Source organism: Streptomyces sp. NPDC104831, from assembly GCF_055583025.1.
The window spans coordinates 35,691-55,168 of record NZ_JBVJOT010000005.1 but is presented as its reverse complement, the minus strand read 5'-3'; the positions used below and the strand labels follow the sequence as shown (position 1 = coordinate 55,168).

Sequence of the window (19,478 nt, the reverse complement as noted above, 5' to 3'; positions counted from 1 at the left end):
CGCCGGCCGGACCGCGTCGGCCCGGGGCCACGTCTTCGCAGGTCAGCGGGCTCCTCGCATGAGCGCGTATGCCCACAGCTGTGCGTGCGGGTCCGGGTTTAGGCTCGGCTCGGCACCCCGGTGCCTCTCACGCCACACAGCGACCTAAGGAACACAACTGATGGAGCTCGGTCTCGTCGGCCTCGGCAAGATGGGCGGCAACATGCGCGAGCGGATCCGCCGCGCGGGCCACACCGTCATCGGATACGACCGCAACGCGGACGTCGCGGATGTCCACAGCCTGGAAGAGCTCGTGAGCAAGCTCAGCGGCCCGCGGGTGGTCTGGGTGATGGTCCCGGCGGGCGAGCCCACCCAGTCGACCATCGACCGGCTCGCCGAGCTGCTGGAGCCCGGCGACGTCGTCGTGGACGGCGGCAACTCCCGCTGGACCGACGACGAGCGGCACGCCGGGGAACTGGCCGCCAAGGGCATAGGCTTCGTCGACTGCGGCGTCTCCGGCGGCGTGTGGGGCCTGGAGAACGGGTACGCGCTGATGTACGGCGGCGACGCCGAGAACGTCGCCAAGGTGCAGCCGGTCTTCGACGCGCTCAAGCCCGAGGGCGACTTCGGCGCGGTGCACGCGGGCAAGGTCGGCGCGGGCCACTTCGCGAAGATGGTCCACAACGGCATCGAGTACGCCATGATGCAGGCCTACGCCGAGGGCTGGGAACTGCTGGAGAAGGTCGACTCCGTGGAGAACGTCCGCGAGGTCTTCCGCTCCTGGCAGGAGGGCACGGTCATCCGCTCCTGGCTGCTGGACCTCGCGGTCAACGCGCTGGACGAGGACGAGCACCTGGAGGGCCTGCGCGGTTACGCGCAGGACTCCGGCGAGGGACGCTGGACGGTGGAGGCGGCCATCGACAACGCCGTGCCGCTGCCCGCGATCACCGCCTCGCTGTTCGCGCGGTTCGCCTCCCGGCAGGAGGACTCGCCGCAGATGAAGATGATCGCCGCGCTGCGCAACCAGTTCGGCGGCCACGCCGTAGAGAAGAAGTAAGCCGCACAAGGGAGGTCGGCGGGACGACCATGCACGTCACGCATCTTTCGCTGGCCGACTTCCGCTCGTACGCCCGGGCCGAGGTCCCGCTCGACCCGGGCGTCACCGCCTTCGTCGGCCCCAACGGGCAGGGCAAGACCAACCTGGTCGAGGCGGTCGGCTACCTGGCCACGCTCGGCAGCCACCGGGTCGCCTCCGACGCGCCGCTGGTGCGCATGGGCGCCGACCGGGCCGTCGTCCGGGCCCAGGTCCGGCAGGGCGACCGGCAGCAGCTGATCGAGCTGGAGCTGAACCCGGGCAAGGCCAACCGCGCCCGTATCAACCGGTCCTCGCAGGTCAGACCGCGTGACGTGCTGGGGATCGTCCGGACCGTGCTGTTCGCGCCCGAGGACCTCGCCCTGGTCAAGGGCGACCCCGGCGAGCGGCGGCGGTTCCTCGACGAGCTGGTCACCGCGCGGTCCCCGCGGATGGCGGGCGTGCGCTCCGACTACGAACGGGTGCTCAAGCAGCGCAACACCCTGCTGAAGACCGCCGCCCTCGCGCGGCGGCACGGCGGGCGCTCCATGGACCTGTCCACGCTCGACGTGTGGGACCAGCACCTCGCGCGCGCGGGCGCCGAGCTGCTCGCCCGGCGGCTGGACCTGGTCGCCGCGCTGCGGCCGCTGGCCGACAAGGCGTACGAACAGCTGGCCCCCGGCGGCGGTCCGGTCGGGCTGGAGTACAAGCCGTCGGCGCCCGGCGAGGGCCACGCGCGCGAGGAGCTGTACGAGCAGCTCATGGCGGCCCTGGCGGAGGCGCGCAAGCAGGAGATCGAGCGGGGCGTCACCCTCGTCGGACCGCACCGGGACGACCTGGTGCTCAAACTCGGCCAGCTGCCCGCCAAGGGCTACGCCTCGCACGGCGAGTCCTGGTCCTACGCCCTCGCCCTCCGGCTGGCCTCCTACGACCTGCTGCGCGCGGAGGGCAACGAGCCGGTGCTGATCCTGGACGACGTCTTCGCCGAGCTGGACGCCCGCCGCCGGGAGCGGCTGGCGGAACTGGTCGCGCCCGGCGAACAGGTGCTGGTCACCGCCGCCGTGGACGACGACGTGCCCCATGTGCTGGCCGGCGCCCGGTACGCGGTGGCCGACGGGACGGTGGAGCGCGCATGAGCACCGACGGACCCGCCCCCGGGAAGGGCCCGGAGCCCTCCGGAGTCGACCTCGCGCGCGTGGCGTTGCGCGCCGCGAAGGAGCAGGCCCGCGCGCGGGGGGACGCGGCCCGGCAGAAGAAGCAGGCCCGGCGCGGCGGCGGGCTGCGCTCGGGCGCGCGTGCCGACGGCCGTGACCCGCTGGCGCTCGGGGCGGCGATCAACCGGCTGATCACCGAGCGGGGCTGGGAGACGCCCGCCGCGGTCGGCGGGGTGATGGGCCGCTGGCCGCAGATCGTCGGCGAGGACCTGGCCAAGCACTGCGTGCCGCAGCGGTACGACGAGGACGAGCGGGTGCTGGTCGTGGCGTGCGACTCCACGGCCTGGGCGACCCAGCTGCGCCACCTCGCGCCCGCGCTGGTGGCCCGGCTCAACGAGGACCTGGGCCACGGCAGCGTACGGATGATCAAGGTGCTCAATCCGGGCGGACCGGCCCGCCGCTACGGCCCGCTGCGGGCGCCGGGCAGCACCGGGCCCGGCGATACGTACGGGTGACGTACCTCACGTCCGCACGCCCGCGCGGGAGGGCCGTCGTACCCGTACGCACCGGTGCGGACCGCGCCCGGATCGTCCCCGGATGGCCTTCTGACCCGCCAGTAGCCAAGGGTTGACGGCTCGAAGCGCTGAGTGCCGCTGTGAGCCCCTTGGAGCCCCCATCCACATATCGGGACCCGGCGGAGACCGGTTCAGGGCGGCACATGGGAGCTGAGGTGCCCGCAAACCCCCATCGATGTCAGTGCTACCGGTAGACTGGAAGGCAATCCCGCCCCAACGTGGGGACCGCCCGGGAAAAGCTGAGCAACGCTGATCAAGGCTTACCAACGCAACATGCCGCAGCCGCTCCGGCAACCTGCCGCCGAGCCCGGCTCGTGCTGTGCCAGAAAGGGCGCTTCGTGGCCGATTCCGGCAACCCCAACGAGAACATCCCGTCCACCGACGCCGGCGTGAACGGCGAGGCCACCGAGACCGGCACGGCCTCCGCCTCCTACGACGCCAGCGCCATCACCGTGCTCGAAGGGCTGGACGCGGTCCGCAAGCGGCCCGGCATGTACATCGGCTCCACGGGCGAGCGCGGCCTGCACCACCTGGTGTACGAGGTCGTCGACAACTCGGTCGACGAGGCGCTGGCCGGTTACGCGGACACCATCGACGTGACCATCCTCGCCGACGGCGGCGTGCGCGTCGTCGACAACGGCCGCGGCATCCCGGTGGGCATCGTGCCCTCCGAGGGCAAGCCGGCCGTCGAGGTCGTGCTCACCGTGCTGCACGCGGGCGGCAAGTTCGGCGGCGGCGGGTACGCCGTCTCCGGCGGTCTGCACGGTGTGGGCGTGTCCGTGGTGAACGCGCTGTCCACGAAGGTCGCCGTCGAGGTGAGGACCGACGGGCACCGCTGGACGCAGGACTACAAGATGGGCGTGCCGACGGCCCCGCTGGTCAAGCACGAGGCGACCGAGGAGACCGGCACGTCGGTCACCTTCTGGGCCGACCCGGAGATCTTCGAGACCACCGAGTACTCCTTCGAGACGCTGTCCCGGCGTTTCCAGGAGATGGCGTTCCTCAACAAGGGCCTGACGATCCGGCTCACCGACGAGCGCGAGTCGGCGAAGGCGGTCGCCGGCGCGGACGAGGCGGGCGCCGACGAGAAGGCCGAGGTCAAGACCGTCACGTACCACTACGAGGGCGGCATCGTCGACTTCGTGAAGTACCTCAACTCCCGCAAGGGGGACGCGGTGCACCCGACGGTCGTCTCACTGGAGGCCGAGGACAAGGACAAGAGCCTGTCCCTCGAGGTCGCCATGCAGTGGAACAGCGGCTACAGCGAGGGCGTGTACTCCTTCGCGAACATCATCCACACCCACGAGGGCGGCACCCACGAAGAGGGCTTCCGCGCGGCCCTGACCAGCCTGATCAACAAGTACGCGCGCGACAAGAAACTGCTCCGCGAGAAGGACGACAACCTCACCGGCGACGACATCCGCGAGGGTCTGACCGCGATCATCTCGGTCAAGCTGAGCGAGCCGCAGTTCGAGGGCCAGACGAAGACCAAGCTGGGCAACACGGAGGCCAAGACCTTCGTGCAGAAGGCGGTCTACGAACACCTCAACGACTGGCTGGACCGCAACCCGGTCGAGGCCGCGGACATCATCCGCAAGGGCATCCAGGCGGCCACCGCGCGCGTGGCGGCCCGCAAGGCGCGCGACCTGACCCGCCGCAAGGGCCTGCTGGAGACGGCGTCGCTGCCCGGCAAGCTGGCCGACTGCCAGTCCAACGACCCGGCCAAGTGCGAGATCTTCATCGTCGAGGGCGACTCCGCCGGCGGCTCGGCCAAGTCCGGCCGGAACCCGCAGTACCAGGCGATCCTCCCGATCCGCGGCAAGATCCTGAACGTCGAGAAGGCGCGGATCGACAAGATCCTGCAGAACCAGGAGATCCAGGCGCTGATCTCGGCCTTCGGCACGGGCGTGCACGAGGACTTCGACATCGAGAAGCTCCGCTATCACAAGATCATCCTGATGGCGGACGCCGACGTCGACGGCCAGCACATCAGCACCCTGCTGCTGACCTTCCTGTTCCGCTTCATGCGGCCGCTGGTCGAGGCCGGGCACGTCTACCTGTCCCGCCCGCCGCTGTACAAGATCAAGTGGGGCCGGGACGACGTGGAGTACGCCTACTCGGACCGCGAGCGCGACGCGCTGATCGAGATGGGCCGCCAGCGCGGCAAGCGCGTCCGCGAGGACTCCATCCAGCGCTTCAAGGGCCTCGGCGAGATGAACGCCGAGGAACTGCGCGTGACCACCATGGACCAGGAGCACCGGGTCCTCGGCCAGGTCACCCTCGACGACGCCGCCCAGGCCGACGACCTGTTCTCGGTCCTCATGGGCGAGGACGTGGAGGCCCGCCGCCAGTTCATCCAGCGCAACGCCAAGGACGTCCGCTTCCTCGACATCTGAGTCGGTCTCAGCTGACCGCACCAGGAAGGATCTTCACCAGCAATGGCCGACGAGAACACCCCCGCCACCCCGGAAGAGGGCGGCGAACTCGTGATGCGTGTCGAGCCCGTCGGGCTCGAGACGGAGATGCAGCGCTCGTACCTCGACTACGCGATGTCCGTCATCGTCTCCCGCGCGCTGCCGGACGTCCGGGACGGCCTCAAGCCCGTCCACCGCCGCGTGCTGTACGCGATGTACGACGGCGGCTACCGCCCCGAGCGCGGCTTCTACAAGTGCGCCCGCGTCGTCGGCGACGTCATGGGCAACTACCACCCGCACGGCGACTCCTCCATCTACGACGCCCTGGTGCGCCTCGCCCAGCCGTGGTCGATGCGGATGCCGCTGGTGGACTCCAACGGCAACTTCGGCTCCCCGGGCAACGACCCGGCGGCGGCCATGCGGTACACCGAGTGCAAGATGGCGCCGCTGTCGATGGAGATGGTCCGCGACATCGACGAGGAGACCGTCGACTTCACGGACAACTACGACGGCCGCTCCCAGGAGCCGACCGTCCTGCCGGCCCGCTTCCCGAACCTGCTGATCAACGGCTCGGCCGGCATCGCGGTCGGCATGGCCACCAACATCCCGCCGCACAACCTGCGCGAGGTCGCGGCCGGCGCCCAGTGGTACCTGGAGAACCCGGACGTCTCCCACGAGGAACTGCTGGACGCGCTCATGGAGCGCATCAAGGGCCCGGACTTCCCGACCGGCGCGCTCGTCGTCGGCCGCAAGGGCATCGAGGAGGCGTACCGCACCGGGCGCGGCTCCATCACGATGCGCGCGGTGGTCGAGGTCGAGGAGATCCAGGGCCGGCAGTGCCTGGTGGTCACCGAGCTGCCGTACCAGGTGAACCCCGACAACCTGGCGCAGAAGATCGCCGACCTGGTGAAGGACGGCAAGATCGGCGGCATCGCGGACGTCCGCGACGAGACGTCGTCCCGTACGGGCCAGCGCCTGGTGATCGTCCTGAAGCGGGACGCGGTCGCCAAGGTCGTGCTGAACAACCTGTACAAGCACACCGACCTGCAGACGAACTTCGGCGCCAACATGCTGGCGCTGGTCGACGGCGTGCCGCGCACCCTCTCGCTGGACGCGTTCATCCGGCACTGGGTCACGCACCAGATCGAGGTCATCGTCCGCCGGACGAAGTTCCGGCTGCGCAAGGCCGAGGAGCGGGCGCACATCCTGCGCGGCCTGCTGAAGGCCCTGGACGCCATCGACGAGGTCATCGCGCTGATCCGGCGCAGCGACACCGTCGACATCGCGCGCAGCGGCCTGATGGGCCTGCTGGAGATCGACGAGATCCAGGCCAACGCGATCCTCGAGATGCAGCTGCGGCGCCTGGCGGCCCTGGAGCGGCGGAAGATCGTCCAGGAGCACGACGAGCTCCAGGCGAAGATCAACGAGTACAACGAGATCCTGGCCTCGCCGGTCCGCCAGCGCGGGATCGTCAGCGAGGAGCTGGCCGCGATCGTCGAGAAGTACGGCGACGACCGCCAGACCAAGCTGATCCCGTACGAGGGCGACATGTCCATCGAGGACCTGATCGCCGAGGAGGACATCGTCGTCACCGTCACGCGCGGCGGTTACGTCAAGCGGACGAAGACGGACGACTACCGTGCGCAGAAGCGCGGCGGCAAGGGCGTGCGCGGCGCGAAGCTGAAGGAAGACGACATCGTCGACCACTTCTTCGTCTCCACCACGCACCACTGGCTGCTGTTCTTCACCAACAAGGGCCGGGTGTACCGGGCGAAGGCGTACGAGCTGCCCGAGGCCGGCCGGGACGCGCGCGGTCAGCACGTGGCGAACCTGCTGGCCTTCCAGCCGGACGAGGCGATCGCCGAGATCCTCGCCATCCGGGACTACGCGGCGGCGCCGTACCTGGTGCTGGCGACCAAGTCCGGTCTGGTCAAGAAGACGCCACTGAAGGATTACGATTCGCCCCGCTCCGGCGGTGTCATCGCGATCAACCTGCGTGAGCGCGAGGACGGCGGCGACGACGAGCTGATCGGTGCCGAGCTGGTCTCCGCCGAGGACGATCTGCTGCTGATCAGCAAGAAGGCGCAGTCGATCCGGTTCACCGCCTCGGACGACTCCCTTCGCCCGATGGGCCGCGCCACCTCCGGCGTCAAGGGGATGAGTTTCCGCGAGGGCGACGAGCTTCTCTCGATGAATGTCGTGCGACCCGGTACGTTCGTCTTCACTGCCACCGACGGTGGGTACGCGAAGCGGACCGCCGTCGACGAGTACCGCGTCCAGGGCCGCGGCGGCCTCGGCATCAAGGCCGCCAAGATCGTGGAGGACCGTGGTTCGCTCGTCGGCGCGCTGATTGTCGAGGAGCACGACGAGATCCTCGCGATCACCCTCTCCGGCGGTGTGATTCGTACGCGAGTCAACGAGATCAGGGAGACGGGCCGTGACACGATGGGCGTCCAACTGATCAACCTGGGCAAGCGCGATGCCGTGGTCGGTATCGCACGTAACGCCGAGGCCGGGCGCGAGGCGGAGGAAGTCGACGGCGACGTGGCCGTGGACGAGACCGCCGAGGATGCCGGGACCACCGGCACGGACGAGGGTGAGGCACCCTCGGCCGAGTAGCACGAGGAGAGAGTCATCGTGAGCGGAGCCACGGGCGCCGGATCGGCCGGTACCTCCACGGGTACGGAAACGGACGGCGGCGGCCGTGGCTCCGCCGCGCGTACGGCAAGTGCGAGCGACCCGCACACGACCAATCTGAAGCCGGTGAAGGCGTCCGAGGCGGACTCTTCCCGTACGTCTGGACCCCAGGGGGGAACGGTGACGGACACCCGAGGCCCGGCCGCGGCCGGCGAGGCACGGGCGGCGTCGCCGCTGCCCGGCGAGCGGCACCCGGAGCAGCCCGACGGCCCGTACCACCCGCCGCAGGCCTATCCGGCACAGGGCGGGACGCGCAAGCCGCGCACGGGCGTGCGGCCGACGGCGCCGCGGACCCGCAAGGCGCGGCTGCGGGTGGCCAAGGCCGACCCGTGGTCGGTGATGAAGGTCAGCTTCCTGCTGTCCATCGCGTTCGGCATCTGCACGATCGTCGCCTCGGCGGTGCTGTGGATGGTCATGGACGCGATGGGGGTGTTCTCGACGGTCGGCGGCACGATCTCGGAGGCGACCGGCTCCAACGAGGCCAACGGCTTCGACCTCCAGGCGTTCCTGTCCCTCCCGCACGTCCTGACGTTCACCTCGGTCATCGCGGTCATCGACGTGGTCCTGGCGACCGCGCTGGCGACCCTCGGGGCGTTCATCTACAACCTCTCCGCGGGCTTCGTGGGCGGCATCGAGCTGACCCTCGCGGAGGACGAGTGACGCCCCGACCAGCGGCGTCGTGACGGTCCCCCGACAACCGATTTTGGGACTGGCGGTGTCGTGCGCTAATCTTCAGGAGTCAGCGCGCGGGACACACACCGCACGGCGCGGCGGGGCTATAGCTCAGTTGGTTAGAGCGCATCCCTGATAAGGATGAGGCCACAGGTTCAAATCCTGTTAGCCCCACCAGCGAGAAGACCCCCGGTCCATTGGGCCGGGGGTCTTTTGACATCCAGGCTTGACACCAGGTGGGCCAACTGGCGGAGCGCATCGTGATGCGAGGCGTCGTCGGTGTGGGCCGGGGCATGAGGATGCCCGACCGCTGGCGACGGGGGATGCACCAGCGATCGGGCTATGGCCAAGGGTAACAAGGTTGTCGGTTGCGTGGGGCCAAGTCCAGGATGAATCAGGCAGGTTGGCCGATCATCGACCGCACGGGGGGTCGTAGGAGAGGCGCGACAGGTACTCGTGCCAGCGTTCCTTCGTCAGGACCCCCCGGGTGACCGCGCAGATGTGGCGGATCGCCGTCTGCGCGTCCAGGTTCCACAGGCGGACCGTGTCCGTGCCGCTGGAGACGCCGAGGACGTGGCTGTTGGGGCTGAAGGAGAGGAAGTTGCCCGTCTTGGCGTTGGGGCTCATCGACTGGCCGACCGGGGTCGCCCTGGCCGGGTCGGCGACGTTCCACAGGCGGACCGTGTTGTCGTTGCCGCCGCTGGCCAGGGTGTGCCCCACGGTGCTGAACGTCAGGGACGTCACCGCCTCGCTGTGACCGGTGAGCGGCCTGCCGAGCGGCTCGGCGTGCCGGGGCTCGGCGACGTTCCACAGGCGGACCGAGTCGTCGTCGCTGCCGCTGGCCAGGGTGTGCCCGTCCGCGCTGAAGGCGAGCGCGTTCACGGGACCCGTGTGCTCGGTCAGCGGCTCGCCCAGCGGGGCGGCGTGCGCGCGGTCGGTGACGTCCCACAGCCGGATCGCGCTGTCCGCGCTGCCGCTGGCCAGGGTGCGCCCGTCCGGGCTGAAGGCGAGCGCGTTGACATAGCCCCGGTGGCCGGTGAGCGGCTTGCCGAGCCGCACGGCGCGGGCGGGGTCGCCGACGTCCCACAGCTGGACGGTGCGGTCGTCGTAGGCGGTGGCCAGGGTGTGCCCGTCCGGGCTGTAGGCCAGCGCGTCGGGGCCCATGAAGCGGGTCCGCAGGGTCAGCGGCGGGCCCGCGGCGACCGGGTGCGCCGGGTCGGAGACGTCCCACAGGTACACCGTGCGGACGCCGGTGAGGACGGCCAGGACGCGGCCGTCGGGCGAGAACACGAGCGAGCGCTGGTCGCCGTCCGCCCGCATGAACGGCTTGCCCAGCGGCACGGGCCGGCCGGGCCGCGTCACGTTCCACAGCCGCAGCCTGCCGTCCCGGGCGGCCGTGGCCAGCACCCGGCCGTCCGGACGGAACGCCCCGCTCCGGCCCACCATGTCCGAGGTCGGCACCGACCACAGCCGTACCTTGCCGTCCCCGCTGCCGGTGGCGAGGGTACGGCCGTCCGGGCGGAACCCCAGGGCGTACATCTCGCCGCTGCTGCCCGCGAGCGGCTCGCCGACCTGGGACGGGGCCGCCGGGTCGGTGACGTTCCACAGGCTCGCCGTGCTGTCCGCGCTCGCGGCGGCCAGCCGGCCGCCGTCGGGGCTGAACGCCACCGACCAGATCGGGCCCGTGTGGCCGGTCAGCGGGGAGCCGAGCGCCGCCGCGCGGCCGGGGCGGCGCACGTCCCACAGCCGGATGGTGTCGTCCGCGCTGCCGCTGGCCAGGGTGCGCCCGTCGGGGCGGAAGGCCACCGAGTGCACCAGGCCCGTGTGCCCGCGCAGTGTCGTGAGCGGCCTGGGCCGGTTCCGGTCGGCGACGTCCCACAGCCGGATCGTGTTGTCGTCGCCGCCGGTGGCGAGCGTGCGCCCGTCCGGGCCGAAGGCCACACAGCGCACCGCGGCCGTGTGCCCGCGCAGCGTCCTGAGCGGCCGCGGCCGGCGCGGGTCGGCCAGGTCCCACAGCCGTACGGTGCTGTCCTCGCCGGCCGTGGCCAGGGTGCGGCCGTCCGGGCTGAACGCCACCAGGTAGATCGTGCCCCGGTGGCCGGCCAGCGGCTTGCCGAGCGGCCGGGGCCGGCTCCGGTCGGCCATGTCCCACAGCCGGACCGTGCCGTCGTCGCCGGCCGAGGCCAGGGTGCGCCCGTCGGGGCTGAACACCGCGCTGCTCACCCAGCTGGCGTGGCCGGTCAGCGGCCTGCCGAGCGGGGCCGGGCGGTGCGGGTCGGTGACGTCCCACAGCCGGACCGTGCGGTCGTAGCCGGCCGTGGCCAGGGTGCGGCCGTCCGGGCTGAAGGAGGTGAGGTAGACGGCACCGGTGTGGCCGGACAGCGGGGTGGCCAGCGGGGCGTTCACGATCGAGAGCAGGCGGCTGTAGGTGCCCTCGTCACCGGGGCGCAGCTGGTGCGCGACCAGGTCGAGCTGGGCGGCCAGCGACGGGTCGCTGTGCTGGACCCGGTCGGCCTCGGCGAGCACCTGCGCGAACTCGGCGTCGTCGCGCTGCTTCCAGGCGATCACGGCGGACCCCGCGGCCAGCAGGGCCAGCACCACCAGCGCCGCCACCGCGGCCCGGCTCAGCCACACCGTCCGCTTGCGCAGCCGGACCGAGGCGGCCAGGAACTCCATCGCGCTGCGCGTCAGGTACGTGTCCCCGGCCGACCGGGCCCAGTTGCGGGCCTGCTCCAGCCGCGACCCCCGGTACAGCAGCGAGTTGTCCCGGCCCGAGTCCTCCCAGGCCCGGCCGTCCTCCTCCAGCCGCTGGCGCAGCAGATGGTCGCCGCGGCCCTCGTCGATCCAGTGCCGCAGCCGGGGCCAGGCGTGCAGCAGCGCCTCGTGGGTGATCTCCACGGTGTCCGCGTCCAGCGTCACCAGCCGGGCCCGCACCAGGGCCTCCAGCGACTCCTCGGTCTTGCCGGGGTCCGCGGACTCCTCGGCGAGCTGGCGCCGGGTGCCGCGCCGCCGGGTGGCCTGGGTGTCCTCGCCCAGCCGGACCAGCCGCAGCAGCAGCAGCCGGGCGGCGGCCCGGGCCGCCGGGTCCAGACCGGACCAGGCCCGCTCGGCGGTCGCCGCCACCGCGCCCTGGATGCCGCCCGCCGCGCGGTAGCCGGCCAGCGTCAGCCTCCCGGCCTTGCGGCGCTGCCAGGTGGACAGCAGGGCGTGCGACAGCAGCGGCAGCACGCCCGCGTCGTGCGCCCCGCGCGGGCCGTCGGCGCTCACCTCGCGCACGATCAGCTCCGCGAGCCCCGGCTCCAGCTCCAGGCCCACCGCCTTGGCCGGGCCGGTCACCGCCTCGCGCAGCTCGGTGCTGGTCAGCGGGCCGAGCACCATGTGCCGGTGCTGGAGCGCGTCGGCCAGTTCCGGGTAGCCGAGGCACTGCTCGTAGAAGTCGGCCCGTATGCCGAGGACGACCCGGACCGGGGCGGGCCCGGCGGAGCCGGGGGGCGGGGTGCAGGCCGCGTGCAGGAACTGGATGAAGGTGCGCCGGTCCGCCTCGTCGGCGCAGAGGGTGAACGCCTCCTCGAACTGGTCCACGATGAGGACCGGCCGGGTGTCCGGGGCGCAGGCGCGGCGCGCCCAGGCCGCGACGGCCGCGCGTACGGCCCGGGTGAGGTGCGGGGCGTCGCTGCCCGGCAGTGCCGGGTTCCGTGCGGCCTCCCGCTCGGCCCGGCGGGCCTCGCCCGCGACGGCGGCCAGCTCGGGGATCCGGTGGACCAGTTCGCCCAGCGGGTCGGCGCCGGGGACGAGCGGGTGGACCGGGTCGGGGGTCCGGGGGAAGCCGGGTGACCCGGAAGGGTTTTCGGCGGGGGCTTCAGAGGAGTCTTCGGGCTCGTCGGTCCGGGTGACGGCGGTGGGGGGCGTGGGCGTGACCTGCCGGGCGGGGCCCGTGCCGTCGGCCGTCCGGTGGCCCGGGCGCGCGGGGAGGCCGGTGTCGGCCGCCGGGTCGGTCCGGTCGGTGCCGGCCCCGTTCAGGGCGCCGCCCCGGATCGCGGGGACGAGGCCGGCGTTGAGCAGGGACGACTTCCCCGCCCCGGAGGCGCCGACCAGCATGATCAGTCCGCCGGTCCGCTCGGCGGCGCGGAGCTGGGCGACGAGGGCCCTGGTGCTGCGCTCCCGGCCGAAGAACCACCGGGCGTCCTCCCGCCGGTACGGCGCCAGTCCCCGGTACGGGCACACGCCCCCGGCGACCGGCGGCGCCTGGGCCGGGGGCCGCCGGTTCTCCTCCGCGGGCGGCGCGGCCCGGTCGCCGGCCGGACCGGCCACGGCCAGCTCCCACAGCCGCTGCCAGTGGGCCAGGTCGTACAGGCCGGCGGAGACCGGAGCGGGCCGCAGCCGCCGGGCCTCCGGGATGAGGATGTGCAGGACCGCCGCGAGTGCGGTGAACTGGGCCGGTACGTTCCGGGCCCGCCGCCAGTCGCTGATCCGCTGCGCGGAGACCCGTACGGGCCGCCCGCGCTCGTCGACCCGCTGGAGCCGTACGACCGCCTGGGCGACGCTCTTGAGGGGAGGATTTCCGGCCTCCTTGTAGAGCAGCGCGAGCCGCTCGGCGAAGGCTGTGCGTGCCCCTGAGTCGGAACTCAAGGTTCCACCCCTTACTTCCCCCGCGTGCTGGACGTCCGGACCGGAAAACTCACCCTATACGTCTGACCTGCGGTTAAGGGGAGGAGCAGGGTCCGGAACCTCCCCACGGGCGGTGACAAATGGCAGGATCCGAACCCGGTAGCGGACCCGTCACACACCGTCCGGACAGGCCACCGGCTCAGTGCTCGGAGAGTCAGCCCATGGCGCCGTACGTTCTCGGTCAATTTCGGCCAACCTGAGCCGCGCCCGGCGGCTGAGCCCGCGGGCGCCCGGAAATCGTCCCCGTACTTCGATCCGCGCCGCGCCGACATGGCGTGGGTCGATGTTCCCGCACCGTTCGGCACCGGTCCCCGCGAGGGGAGGGACCGGTGCCGGGCGGGTGGGAAATCCGATGGCACGACCACACCTCCGAGGCGGTGCGGGCGGCGGCCGGGGCGTGCCCCTCGCGGGCCCTCGTGCCTGGCTGGCGGGCCCTCGCACCGGGGGAGCGGGGCCAGGCGTCCGGGGAACGGGACGTCACGAAGGCGCCGGAGCGGCCGGCGGCGTCGGCGGCCAGGTCCAGCCGAGGCCGGCGAGCGCGCGGGCCCGGGCCTGGGCGACCGCCGTGCGGGCCGCCCGCTCGGCGGGGTCGACATGGGCCGCCTGGCCGGTGACCTGCCCGTCCCACTTGCGGTACAGCAGACCTGCCCGGGCCGTGAACCAGCCGCGGCTCACCGCGTCCAGCGCCAGCAGCAGCCCGGTGTCCTCGGAGGCCGGCAGCGCCATCCAGCCGCCGAGGGCGAGCAGCAGGTCGCGCCGGACGCACAGGGTCGCCGGATGGACGGGCAGACGGAAGTCACCGCGCTGCCAGCGGTCGAGGACCGTACCGCGTTCGACCGGGCCCTCGTCGGGATCGCCGGGGAAGCCGGCCGTGGAGCCGTCGGGCAGCAGGTCCAGCACGCGGGAGGTGGTCCACCCGACGGCCGGGTGCTCCTCCAGCACGGCCAGGTCGCGGGCGAGCGCGCCCGGGGTGAGCCGGTCGTCGGCGTCCAGCACCTTGACGTACGCGCCCTCGGCGCGGGACAGCGCGATCGTGCGGGCCACGCCGGGACCGCCGGGCCGGCCCTGGCAGAACGTGACGCGCGTGTCGTCCGGGACGAACGGGCGGACCTCGTCCGTCGTGCCGTCCTCCCGCACGATCCACTCCCACTCCCAGCCGGCGGGCAGTCGTTGCGCGCGCAGGGAGGCGTACGCGTCCGGCAGGAACCGGGCGGACGGGCCGTGGACAGCGGTGACTACGGTGACGCGCCGGGTCACGGCAGCGCTCACCACCTTTCCGTGCGGTCGGGGCGTGTGGTCGCTGCCAGCATGGCCCACGACGGGTCCGGGCACGCGGACGGCCCGGGAACAGCGCGAGACCCCCGGCCGGATCGGCCGGGGGTCCTCCGTGTCGACTGGTGCGTACGCAAGTCGCCGTGTCGTCGAGACGTCGCGGTACTGCGTGAGGGGCGGGGGCTCAGCAGTCGAGGGCCGCCGGGGCGTGGTCGGGGGCGGGCACCTCGTTCTGGTCGCGGGTCCGGGCCCGGGGCTGCTTCTGGAGTTCCGTCTCGGTCTGCTCGGTCTCGTCCAGCGGCCGGTGCCGGCAGCTCGGGGACTTTCCGTGGGCCTCGGCCCGGATCCGCTGCTTCATCGTGGGGGGCAGGGCCCTGGCGTGGGACCAGGCCCAGTGGTGCGGTGCCGGGATCGTCGCGGGTGTGCGGTGCGCGGTGCCGGTGCCGGTTCCGGTGTTCTCGGTCCGGGATCCGGCCGGGGCGGCGGTGGCGGTGCCGGCGGAGACGAGTCCGAGTGCCGTGCACAGCGCGAGGAAGGCGGTGACGATGGCGGTCCACAGCTTCATGACCTTGGTCCGGGTCATGGTCCCCTCACTTTCGGGTCGGGCGATTTGCGTACTTTGTTCATGATGTGTATGGGGATCGCGATGTGGTGGACCGACGCCCCTGACGCGTCGATGTTCCGATGAACACCACTCGTATGGACGCAAGAGGGCGGAAAAGGCCCGAAAAGCGATGAGCGAGGGTGAAGAGGGAGAAAAGTCACTGTCCGTGGGGGCCTGGTCACGCTCCGGCCGAGGCGGCCTCCGGCCCGGGCTAGTGGGCCGCCGGGGGCGGGAGTTGGGCGCCGACGCAGGTCACCGACCGATATCGGTCGGTGTGTATAGTCGGGCGCCAGAGGTCCCCTACGTCAAGGAAAGACGAGGTCGCGCGGTGAAGAAGCTGCTCCTGGTCGCACTGGCCGCCATCGGCGGGCTCCTCGTGTACCGCCAGATCCAGGCGGATCGCGCCGAGCAGGACCTGTGGACGGAGGCGACTGACTCCGTGCCCACGGGTTCGTGAGTCCTGGTACCGAAGCCGATACCGAATCTGTACAGACCCCGGTCGCCCGAGCGGCCGGGGTTCTGCGTTGCCGGGGGCCGTCCCGTGTTGCGGGAATCCGCGGGCCGGGGTAGGCCGGGCGGGGCGCGGCGCCGGGCGGGCCGGGCGTTTCGGACGGGTGTACGCGATGCCCGGATGGCGCAGGGCCGGCCGGGGCAGGATGGAGCCCGCGGCGCGGTTGTCGGGCGACTGGGGGTGGGGCGCGTGCGGGACCGGGGGCACACCGGAGCCGTCCGGTGCGTGATGGTGATCCTGCTGCTGGGGCTCTGGACCGTCGCCGCCCCGCCGGCCGGCGCGTGGGCCGCGGGTCCGTCCGCCGGTGCGCGGGCCGAGGGGGATTACGCCTTCACACCCGGCGCCCGGGACGTCGCGGGCGCGCCCGACACCGCGGGCGCGGTCCCGCTGGACGCCCGCCACACCTACCGCAGCTCCCTGCCCCGCGGCGCCAGGCTCTACTACCGGCTCCGGCTCACCGCCGCGGACACGGCGTACGTCCCCGTCACCGCCGTGCCGCCGCCGGACGCCGCCGTCTCCGCCACCGACGGCATCCGCGTCTCGCTGCGGGACGCCGACGGCACCTCCTGCTCCTACGCCTCCGCCCGCTTCGGTGCCGGGATCAGCCCGCGCCCGGTCACGGCCGTGGGCCAGCGCGAGCGGGGCAAGGCGCTGTGCCAGGGCGGGGGCACGTACTACCTGCTCGTCGAACGGCTCGACGCCGGTGCCCCGGGCGCGGCGGACGGGGGCGGGCGCTGGGACCTGGAGATCGCGCCCGCAACGGAACCGGGCCTGGTCCGGGCCGGTGCCACGACCGCGCCGCGCACCTGGGACTCCGCCACCCCGGAACCCCCCGCCGGCCGGCCCCGCGAACGCTCCGGCGGCACCGGGTTCGCGGCCGCGCGGCCCCTCGGCCCGGGCGTCTGGCGGACGGCGCTCGCACCGGGCGAGACCCGGTTCTACAAGGTCCCGATGGACTGGGGCCGACGGCTGGGCGCCTCCGCCGAGCTGGGCGGCGCCCGGGGCCACGGCTATGTCGGCGGCGCCCTGACCCTCTCCCTCCACAACCCCGTCCGCGCCTTGGTCGACGCCGCCTCCGCCGGCTACACCGGCACCGCCAGGCCCACCGCCCTGCGGCCGCTGCCGCCGGTGGAGTACGCCAACCGGTACGCCGTCCCGGCCGGGGTGACCTCCGTACGGTTCGCCGGTGACTACTACCTCGTCCTGCACCTCAGCACCCGGCTGGCCGAGCCGTTCGGGCCGGGGCCGTACGACGTGACGCTGCGGGTGCGGGTGGACGGCCGGGCCCACGCGGGCCCCGGGTACGACGGCGCCCCGGTGCCGAAGGACGTCTTCACGGTCACCGACCAGGACCGTGCCGCCGCGCTGACCGGGGGCCTCGCGCCCGGGGCCACGGGCGCGGACACGGGACCGGCGGACGGTGGGCGCGACGGCGACGGGACGCTGCGGCTGGTCGCCGTCGGCGGGATCGGCATGGGGACCGCACTGCTGCTGGCCCTCGGGGGCTGGACGGTGGCGGCCCGGCGGGCGCACACCCGGTCCCGGTGACGGCCGGGCGGCCCGCTCAGAGGCGGGTCAGGGCCCAGAAGCCCACCGCGTAGCAGACGAGCGCCAGCAGCAGGATCGGGATCACTGCCTTCGCCGGTGGCCCGGGCGGGCGCGGCGCGCGCCGCGCCCGGTGCCGCCGGCCGGGCGCGGGTGACGGCACCGGGAGGGACGGCGCGGGGGGCGCCGGACGGGGGTCGCGTGCGGTGTAGGCGGTGGTGGCGGTGTCCACGGGCGGGACCGGTGGGGGCTCCGGCACCGGTGGCGGCACCGGGAAGGGGGGCGGGGTCGCGGGCGCGGGCGCAAGGGGCGACGGCTGGGGGGCGGGGGTGTGCCGGGGCGGGGGCAGACGGAAGCTTCCGGTGTCCGACAGGGAACCGGTGGTGCTCGTGTCCGTGGGGGGACCCGGGGCCGGGCCGGTGCCCGTGCCGGTCCGCGGGGCCTCTTCCGGGGTGCCTTCGGAGGCCGTCTCCGAGGTGGTGCCCGGGACCGGTGCCAAGGCCACGCCGGAGGCCCGCCGGTGGGGGCCGCCGGGGCCGAAGCCGGGCGGCAGGGGCCCGAGTTGGTCGAAGATCTCGATGAGTTCGTCGTCCGGGCCCGGCTCCGGCAGGAGTTCCGCGGCGGCGGCGAGCGCCTTGCGCGCCCCCGTGGCCGTACGGAAACGGCGTGCCGGATCGGGCTGGAGCAGCGAGGAGACGACCCCCCAGAGGGGTTCCGGGATGCCCTTGGGCGGGCCGGGCGTGCCGTGCTCCAGGAAGTACCGCACCAGTTCCTTGGTGTCCGGCTTGGCGCCTTCGAGGAGGTAGAGGGCGACCAGGCCCACGGCGAACAGGTCGGCCGGGAAGTCGGGTTCGGCGCCGAGCAACTGCTCCGGGGCGAGGTAACCGGGCGTCCCCACCACGAGGTTGGTCTCCGTCAGCCGGGGCTCGCCGAGCCGCATGGCGATGCCGAAGTCGGACAGCCTGAGCCGGGGGCGGCCGGTGCCGGTGGCTTCGAGGAGGACGTTGGCGGGCTTGACGTCCCGGTGGACGACGCCCTCGGCGTGGACGGCGGCGAGCCCGGACAGCAACTGGTCGAGCAGCGTGCACACGTAGGCGGGCGGAAGGGGGCCGTAGTCGCCGACCAGGTGGACCAGGGAGCCGCCGGTGACCAGGTCCATGGTGAACAGCACCTTGTCGTCGTCGGCGGCCCAGCTGGCCGGGGCGAGGACGTGCGGGTGGTCGATGCGCAGGCCCTGCTCCCGGACGAAGCGGAGCAGGGAGTGGGCGTCGCTCTGCTGGAGGACCTTCGCGGCCACGTAACGCCGCCGGCGGTGGTCCCAGGCCCGCCATACGGCGCCCACGCCACCGCGTCCGATCGGGTCGGCCAGCTCGTACCGGCCGGCGAAGACCTCACCCATGGCAGCCGCCGCTCCTCCTCCTGGCCCCGTGCGTCCCCGCTGGTGCCCCGTGCCCGTGCGCCGGCCGGATCAGCCCCGGTGGTGAACCGGCCCGCGGCTCAGTTCTGGTGGGACTGGTAGTGCGCGACGGCGTCGGCGGTGCGGCCGGCGCCGTAGACGCGGAGGAACTCGGCGAGTTCGGGGTGGCTCGGCGCGAGGGCGTCGGCGGCGTCGATGATGTCACCCGCGGCGGCCACCGAGCGCAGCAGCGACTGGATCTCCCGGACCACGCGCTTGACCGTGGGCGCGCCCGAGCCGCCGGTGGTCTGGGTGGTGTTGCTGAGCACGGATCCCCCTTGCGACTTCTTGATCTCCTCCATGCGCTCGGTCGCCTCGGCGGCGCTGACGCTGCCGTCCGCGACCTGGGACGCCAACTCCTGCAGCAGCTGCACCCGCTGGACGACGGCGGGGTTGCCGATCTTCGCGCGCTGGCCGCTCATCAGCTGGGAGAGCATCGGGGCGGACAGGCCGAGGACCGCCGCGAGCCGGGCCTGGTTCAGCCCGAGATCGTCGATGAGCTTGCGGAAGAGCGCCCCCAACGGCTCCCCGTACCAGTTCCGCTGCAGCTCCCGCGCTCTCGCGGTGGCTTCCTGCTGTGCGGCGTCCATTGCGTCTCCCCATCGCTTCCCCTGAAAACCGCGGTTCGCTGTAGCGAACCACGTCGAGCATCTTACGGAGAGTGGTCATCCACGGGGACCCCCAATCTTTTTGCGGGATACGGGGGGTGACCCGGTACTCTGGTCTGCGGCGCCCGCCGGAACCCGATCCACCCGGCCGGTCGCTGCCCTCCCGGGGCCTTAGCTCAGTTGGTAGAGCGCCGTCTTTGCATGGCGGATGTCAGGGGTTCGACTCCCCTAGGCTCCACGGACAAAACCCC

The 19,478-nt window shown here is 72.9% G+C and carries 13 protein-coding genes and 2 tRNA genes; 10 read left to right on the top strand and 5 right to left on the bottom strand.

Features of this window, described 5'->3' with window-relative positions:
• Positions 1 to 160 precede the first annotated feature (160 nt).
• The 7 genes from gnd to ACZ63H_RS05170 all read left to right on the top strand — a co-directional run bounded on the left by gnd (position 161) and on the right by ACZ63H_RS05170 (position 8,740).
• Complete coding sequence (gene gnd, locus ACZ63H_RS05200) at positions 161 to 1,036, top strand: phosphogluconate dehydrogenase (NAD(+)-dependent, decarboxylating) (RefSeq protein WP_469862311.1); 876 nt, start codon at positions 161 to 163, stop codon at positions 1,034 to 1,036.
• A gap of 29 nt (positions 1,037 to 1,065) precedes the next feature.
• Positions 1,066 to 2,187 (top strand): DNA replication/repair protein RecF, encoded by a 1,122-nt coding sequence (gene recF, locus ACZ63H_RS05195; protein ID WP_469862309.1) that lies wholly within the window; start codon positions 1,066 to 1,068, stop codon positions 2,185 to 2,187.
• Entirely contained in the window at positions 2,184 to 2,720 is a 537-nt protein-coding gene (locus tag ACZ63H_RS05190) for a DciA family protein (RefSeq protein WP_467937804.1), read from the top strand. The genes recF and ACZ63H_RS05190 overlap by 4 nt, the downstream gene beginning before the upstream one ends.
• A 374-nt stretch (positions 2,721 to 3,094) precedes the next feature.
• Positions 3,095 to 5,176, top strand: coding sequence for a DNA topoisomerase (ATP-hydrolyzing) subunit B (gene gyrB, locus ACZ63H_RS05185; RefSeq protein WP_469862307.1), 2,082 nt, complete (start codon positions 3,095 to 3,097; stop codon positions 5,174 to 5,176).
• Between the two features lie 42 nt (positions 5,177 to 5,218).
• On the top strand, positions 5,219 to 7,813 hold the full coding sequence (gyrA, locus tag ACZ63H_RS05180) for a DNA gyrase subunit A (protein WP_469862305.1): 2,595 nt from the start codon (positions 5,219 to 5,221) through the stop codon (positions 7,811 to 7,813).
• A gap of 18 nt (positions 7,814 to 7,831) precedes the next feature.
• Positions 7,832 to 8,551: a DUF3566 domain-containing protein gene (locus ACZ63H_RS05175; protein ID WP_469862303.1), complete on the top strand. Its 720-nt coding sequence runs from the start codon at positions 7,832 to 7,834 to the stop codon at positions 8,549 to 8,551.
• A 112-nt stretch (positions 8,552 to 8,663) separates the two neighbouring features.
• Positions 8,664 to 8,740, top strand: a tRNA-Ile gene (locus ACZ63H_RS05170).
• 234 nt (positions 8,741 to 8,974) lie between these two features.
• Here the strand turns inward: ACZ63H_RS05170 and ACZ63H_RS05165 are convergent.
• The 3 genes from ACZ63H_RS05165 to ACZ63H_RS05155 all read right to left on the bottom strand — a co-directional run bounded on the left by ACZ63H_RS05165 (position 8,975) and on the right by ACZ63H_RS05155 (position 15,086).
• On the bottom strand, positions 8,975 to 13,192 hold the full coding sequence (locus tag ACZ63H_RS05165; protein WP_469862301.1) for an nSTAND1 domain-containing NTPase: 4,218 nt from the start codon (positions 13,190 to 13,192) through the stop codon (positions 8,975 to 8,977).
• Between the two features lie 516 nt (positions 13,193 to 13,708).
• Positions 13,709 to 14,500 (bottom strand): glycosyltransferase family 2 protein, encoded by a 792-nt coding sequence (locus ACZ63H_RS05160; protein WP_469862299.1) that lies wholly within the window; start codon positions 14,498 to 14,500, stop codon positions 13,709 to 13,711.
• 187 nt (positions 14,501 to 14,687) lie between these two features.
• Positions 14,688 to 15,086 carry a DUF6344 domain-containing protein gene (locus tag ACZ63H_RS05155; protein ID WP_469862297.1) on the bottom strand — a complete coding sequence of 133 codons (399 nt, stop codon included), beginning with the start codon at positions 15,084 to 15,086 and terminating at the stop codon, positions 14,688 to 14,690.
• 349 nt (positions 15,087 to 15,435) lie between these two features.
• On the opposite strand from ACZ63H_RS05155, the gene ACZ63H_RS05150 reads away from it, so the two are divergent.
• The gene (locus ACZ63H_RS05150) at positions 15,436 to 15,564 is read left to right on the top strand and encodes a DLW-39 family protein (RefSeq protein WP_003999697.1); all 129 of its coding nucleotides are present in this window, start codon (positions 15,436 to 15,438) and stop codon (positions 15,562 to 15,564) included.
• Positions 15,565 to 15,846: 282 nt separating this feature from the next.
• Positions 15,847 to 17,166: a hypothetical protein gene (locus tag ACZ63H_RS05145; protein ID WP_469862532.1), complete on the top strand. Its 1,320-nt coding sequence runs from the start codon at positions 15,847 to 15,849 to the stop codon at positions 17,164 to 17,166.
• A gap of 16 nt (positions 17,167 to 17,182) precedes the next feature.
• Here the strand turns inward: ACZ63H_RS05145 and ACZ63H_RS05140 are convergent, their stop codons facing one another.
• Positions 17,183 to 18,562: a serine/threonine-protein kinase gene (locus tag ACZ63H_RS05140; protein ID WP_469862295.1), complete on the bottom strand. Its 1,380-nt coding sequence runs from the start codon at positions 18,560 to 18,562 to the stop codon at positions 17,183 to 17,185.
• Positions 18,563 to 18,660: 98 nt separating this feature from the next.
• Positions 18,661 to 19,209 (bottom strand): helix-turn-helix domain-containing protein, encoded by a 549-nt coding sequence (locus ACZ63H_RS05135; RefSeq protein WP_467937825.1) that lies wholly within the window; start codon positions 19,207 to 19,209, stop codon positions 18,661 to 18,663.
• A 183-nt stretch (positions 19,210 to 19,392) separates the two neighbouring features.
• Between ACZ63H_RS05135 and ACZ63H_RS05130 the strand changes: the two genes are divergently transcribed.
• Positions 19,393 to 19,465 (top strand) — tRNA-Ala (locus ACZ63H_RS05130).
• The last annotated feature ends 13 nt before the right edge of the window (positions 19,466 to 19,478 follow it).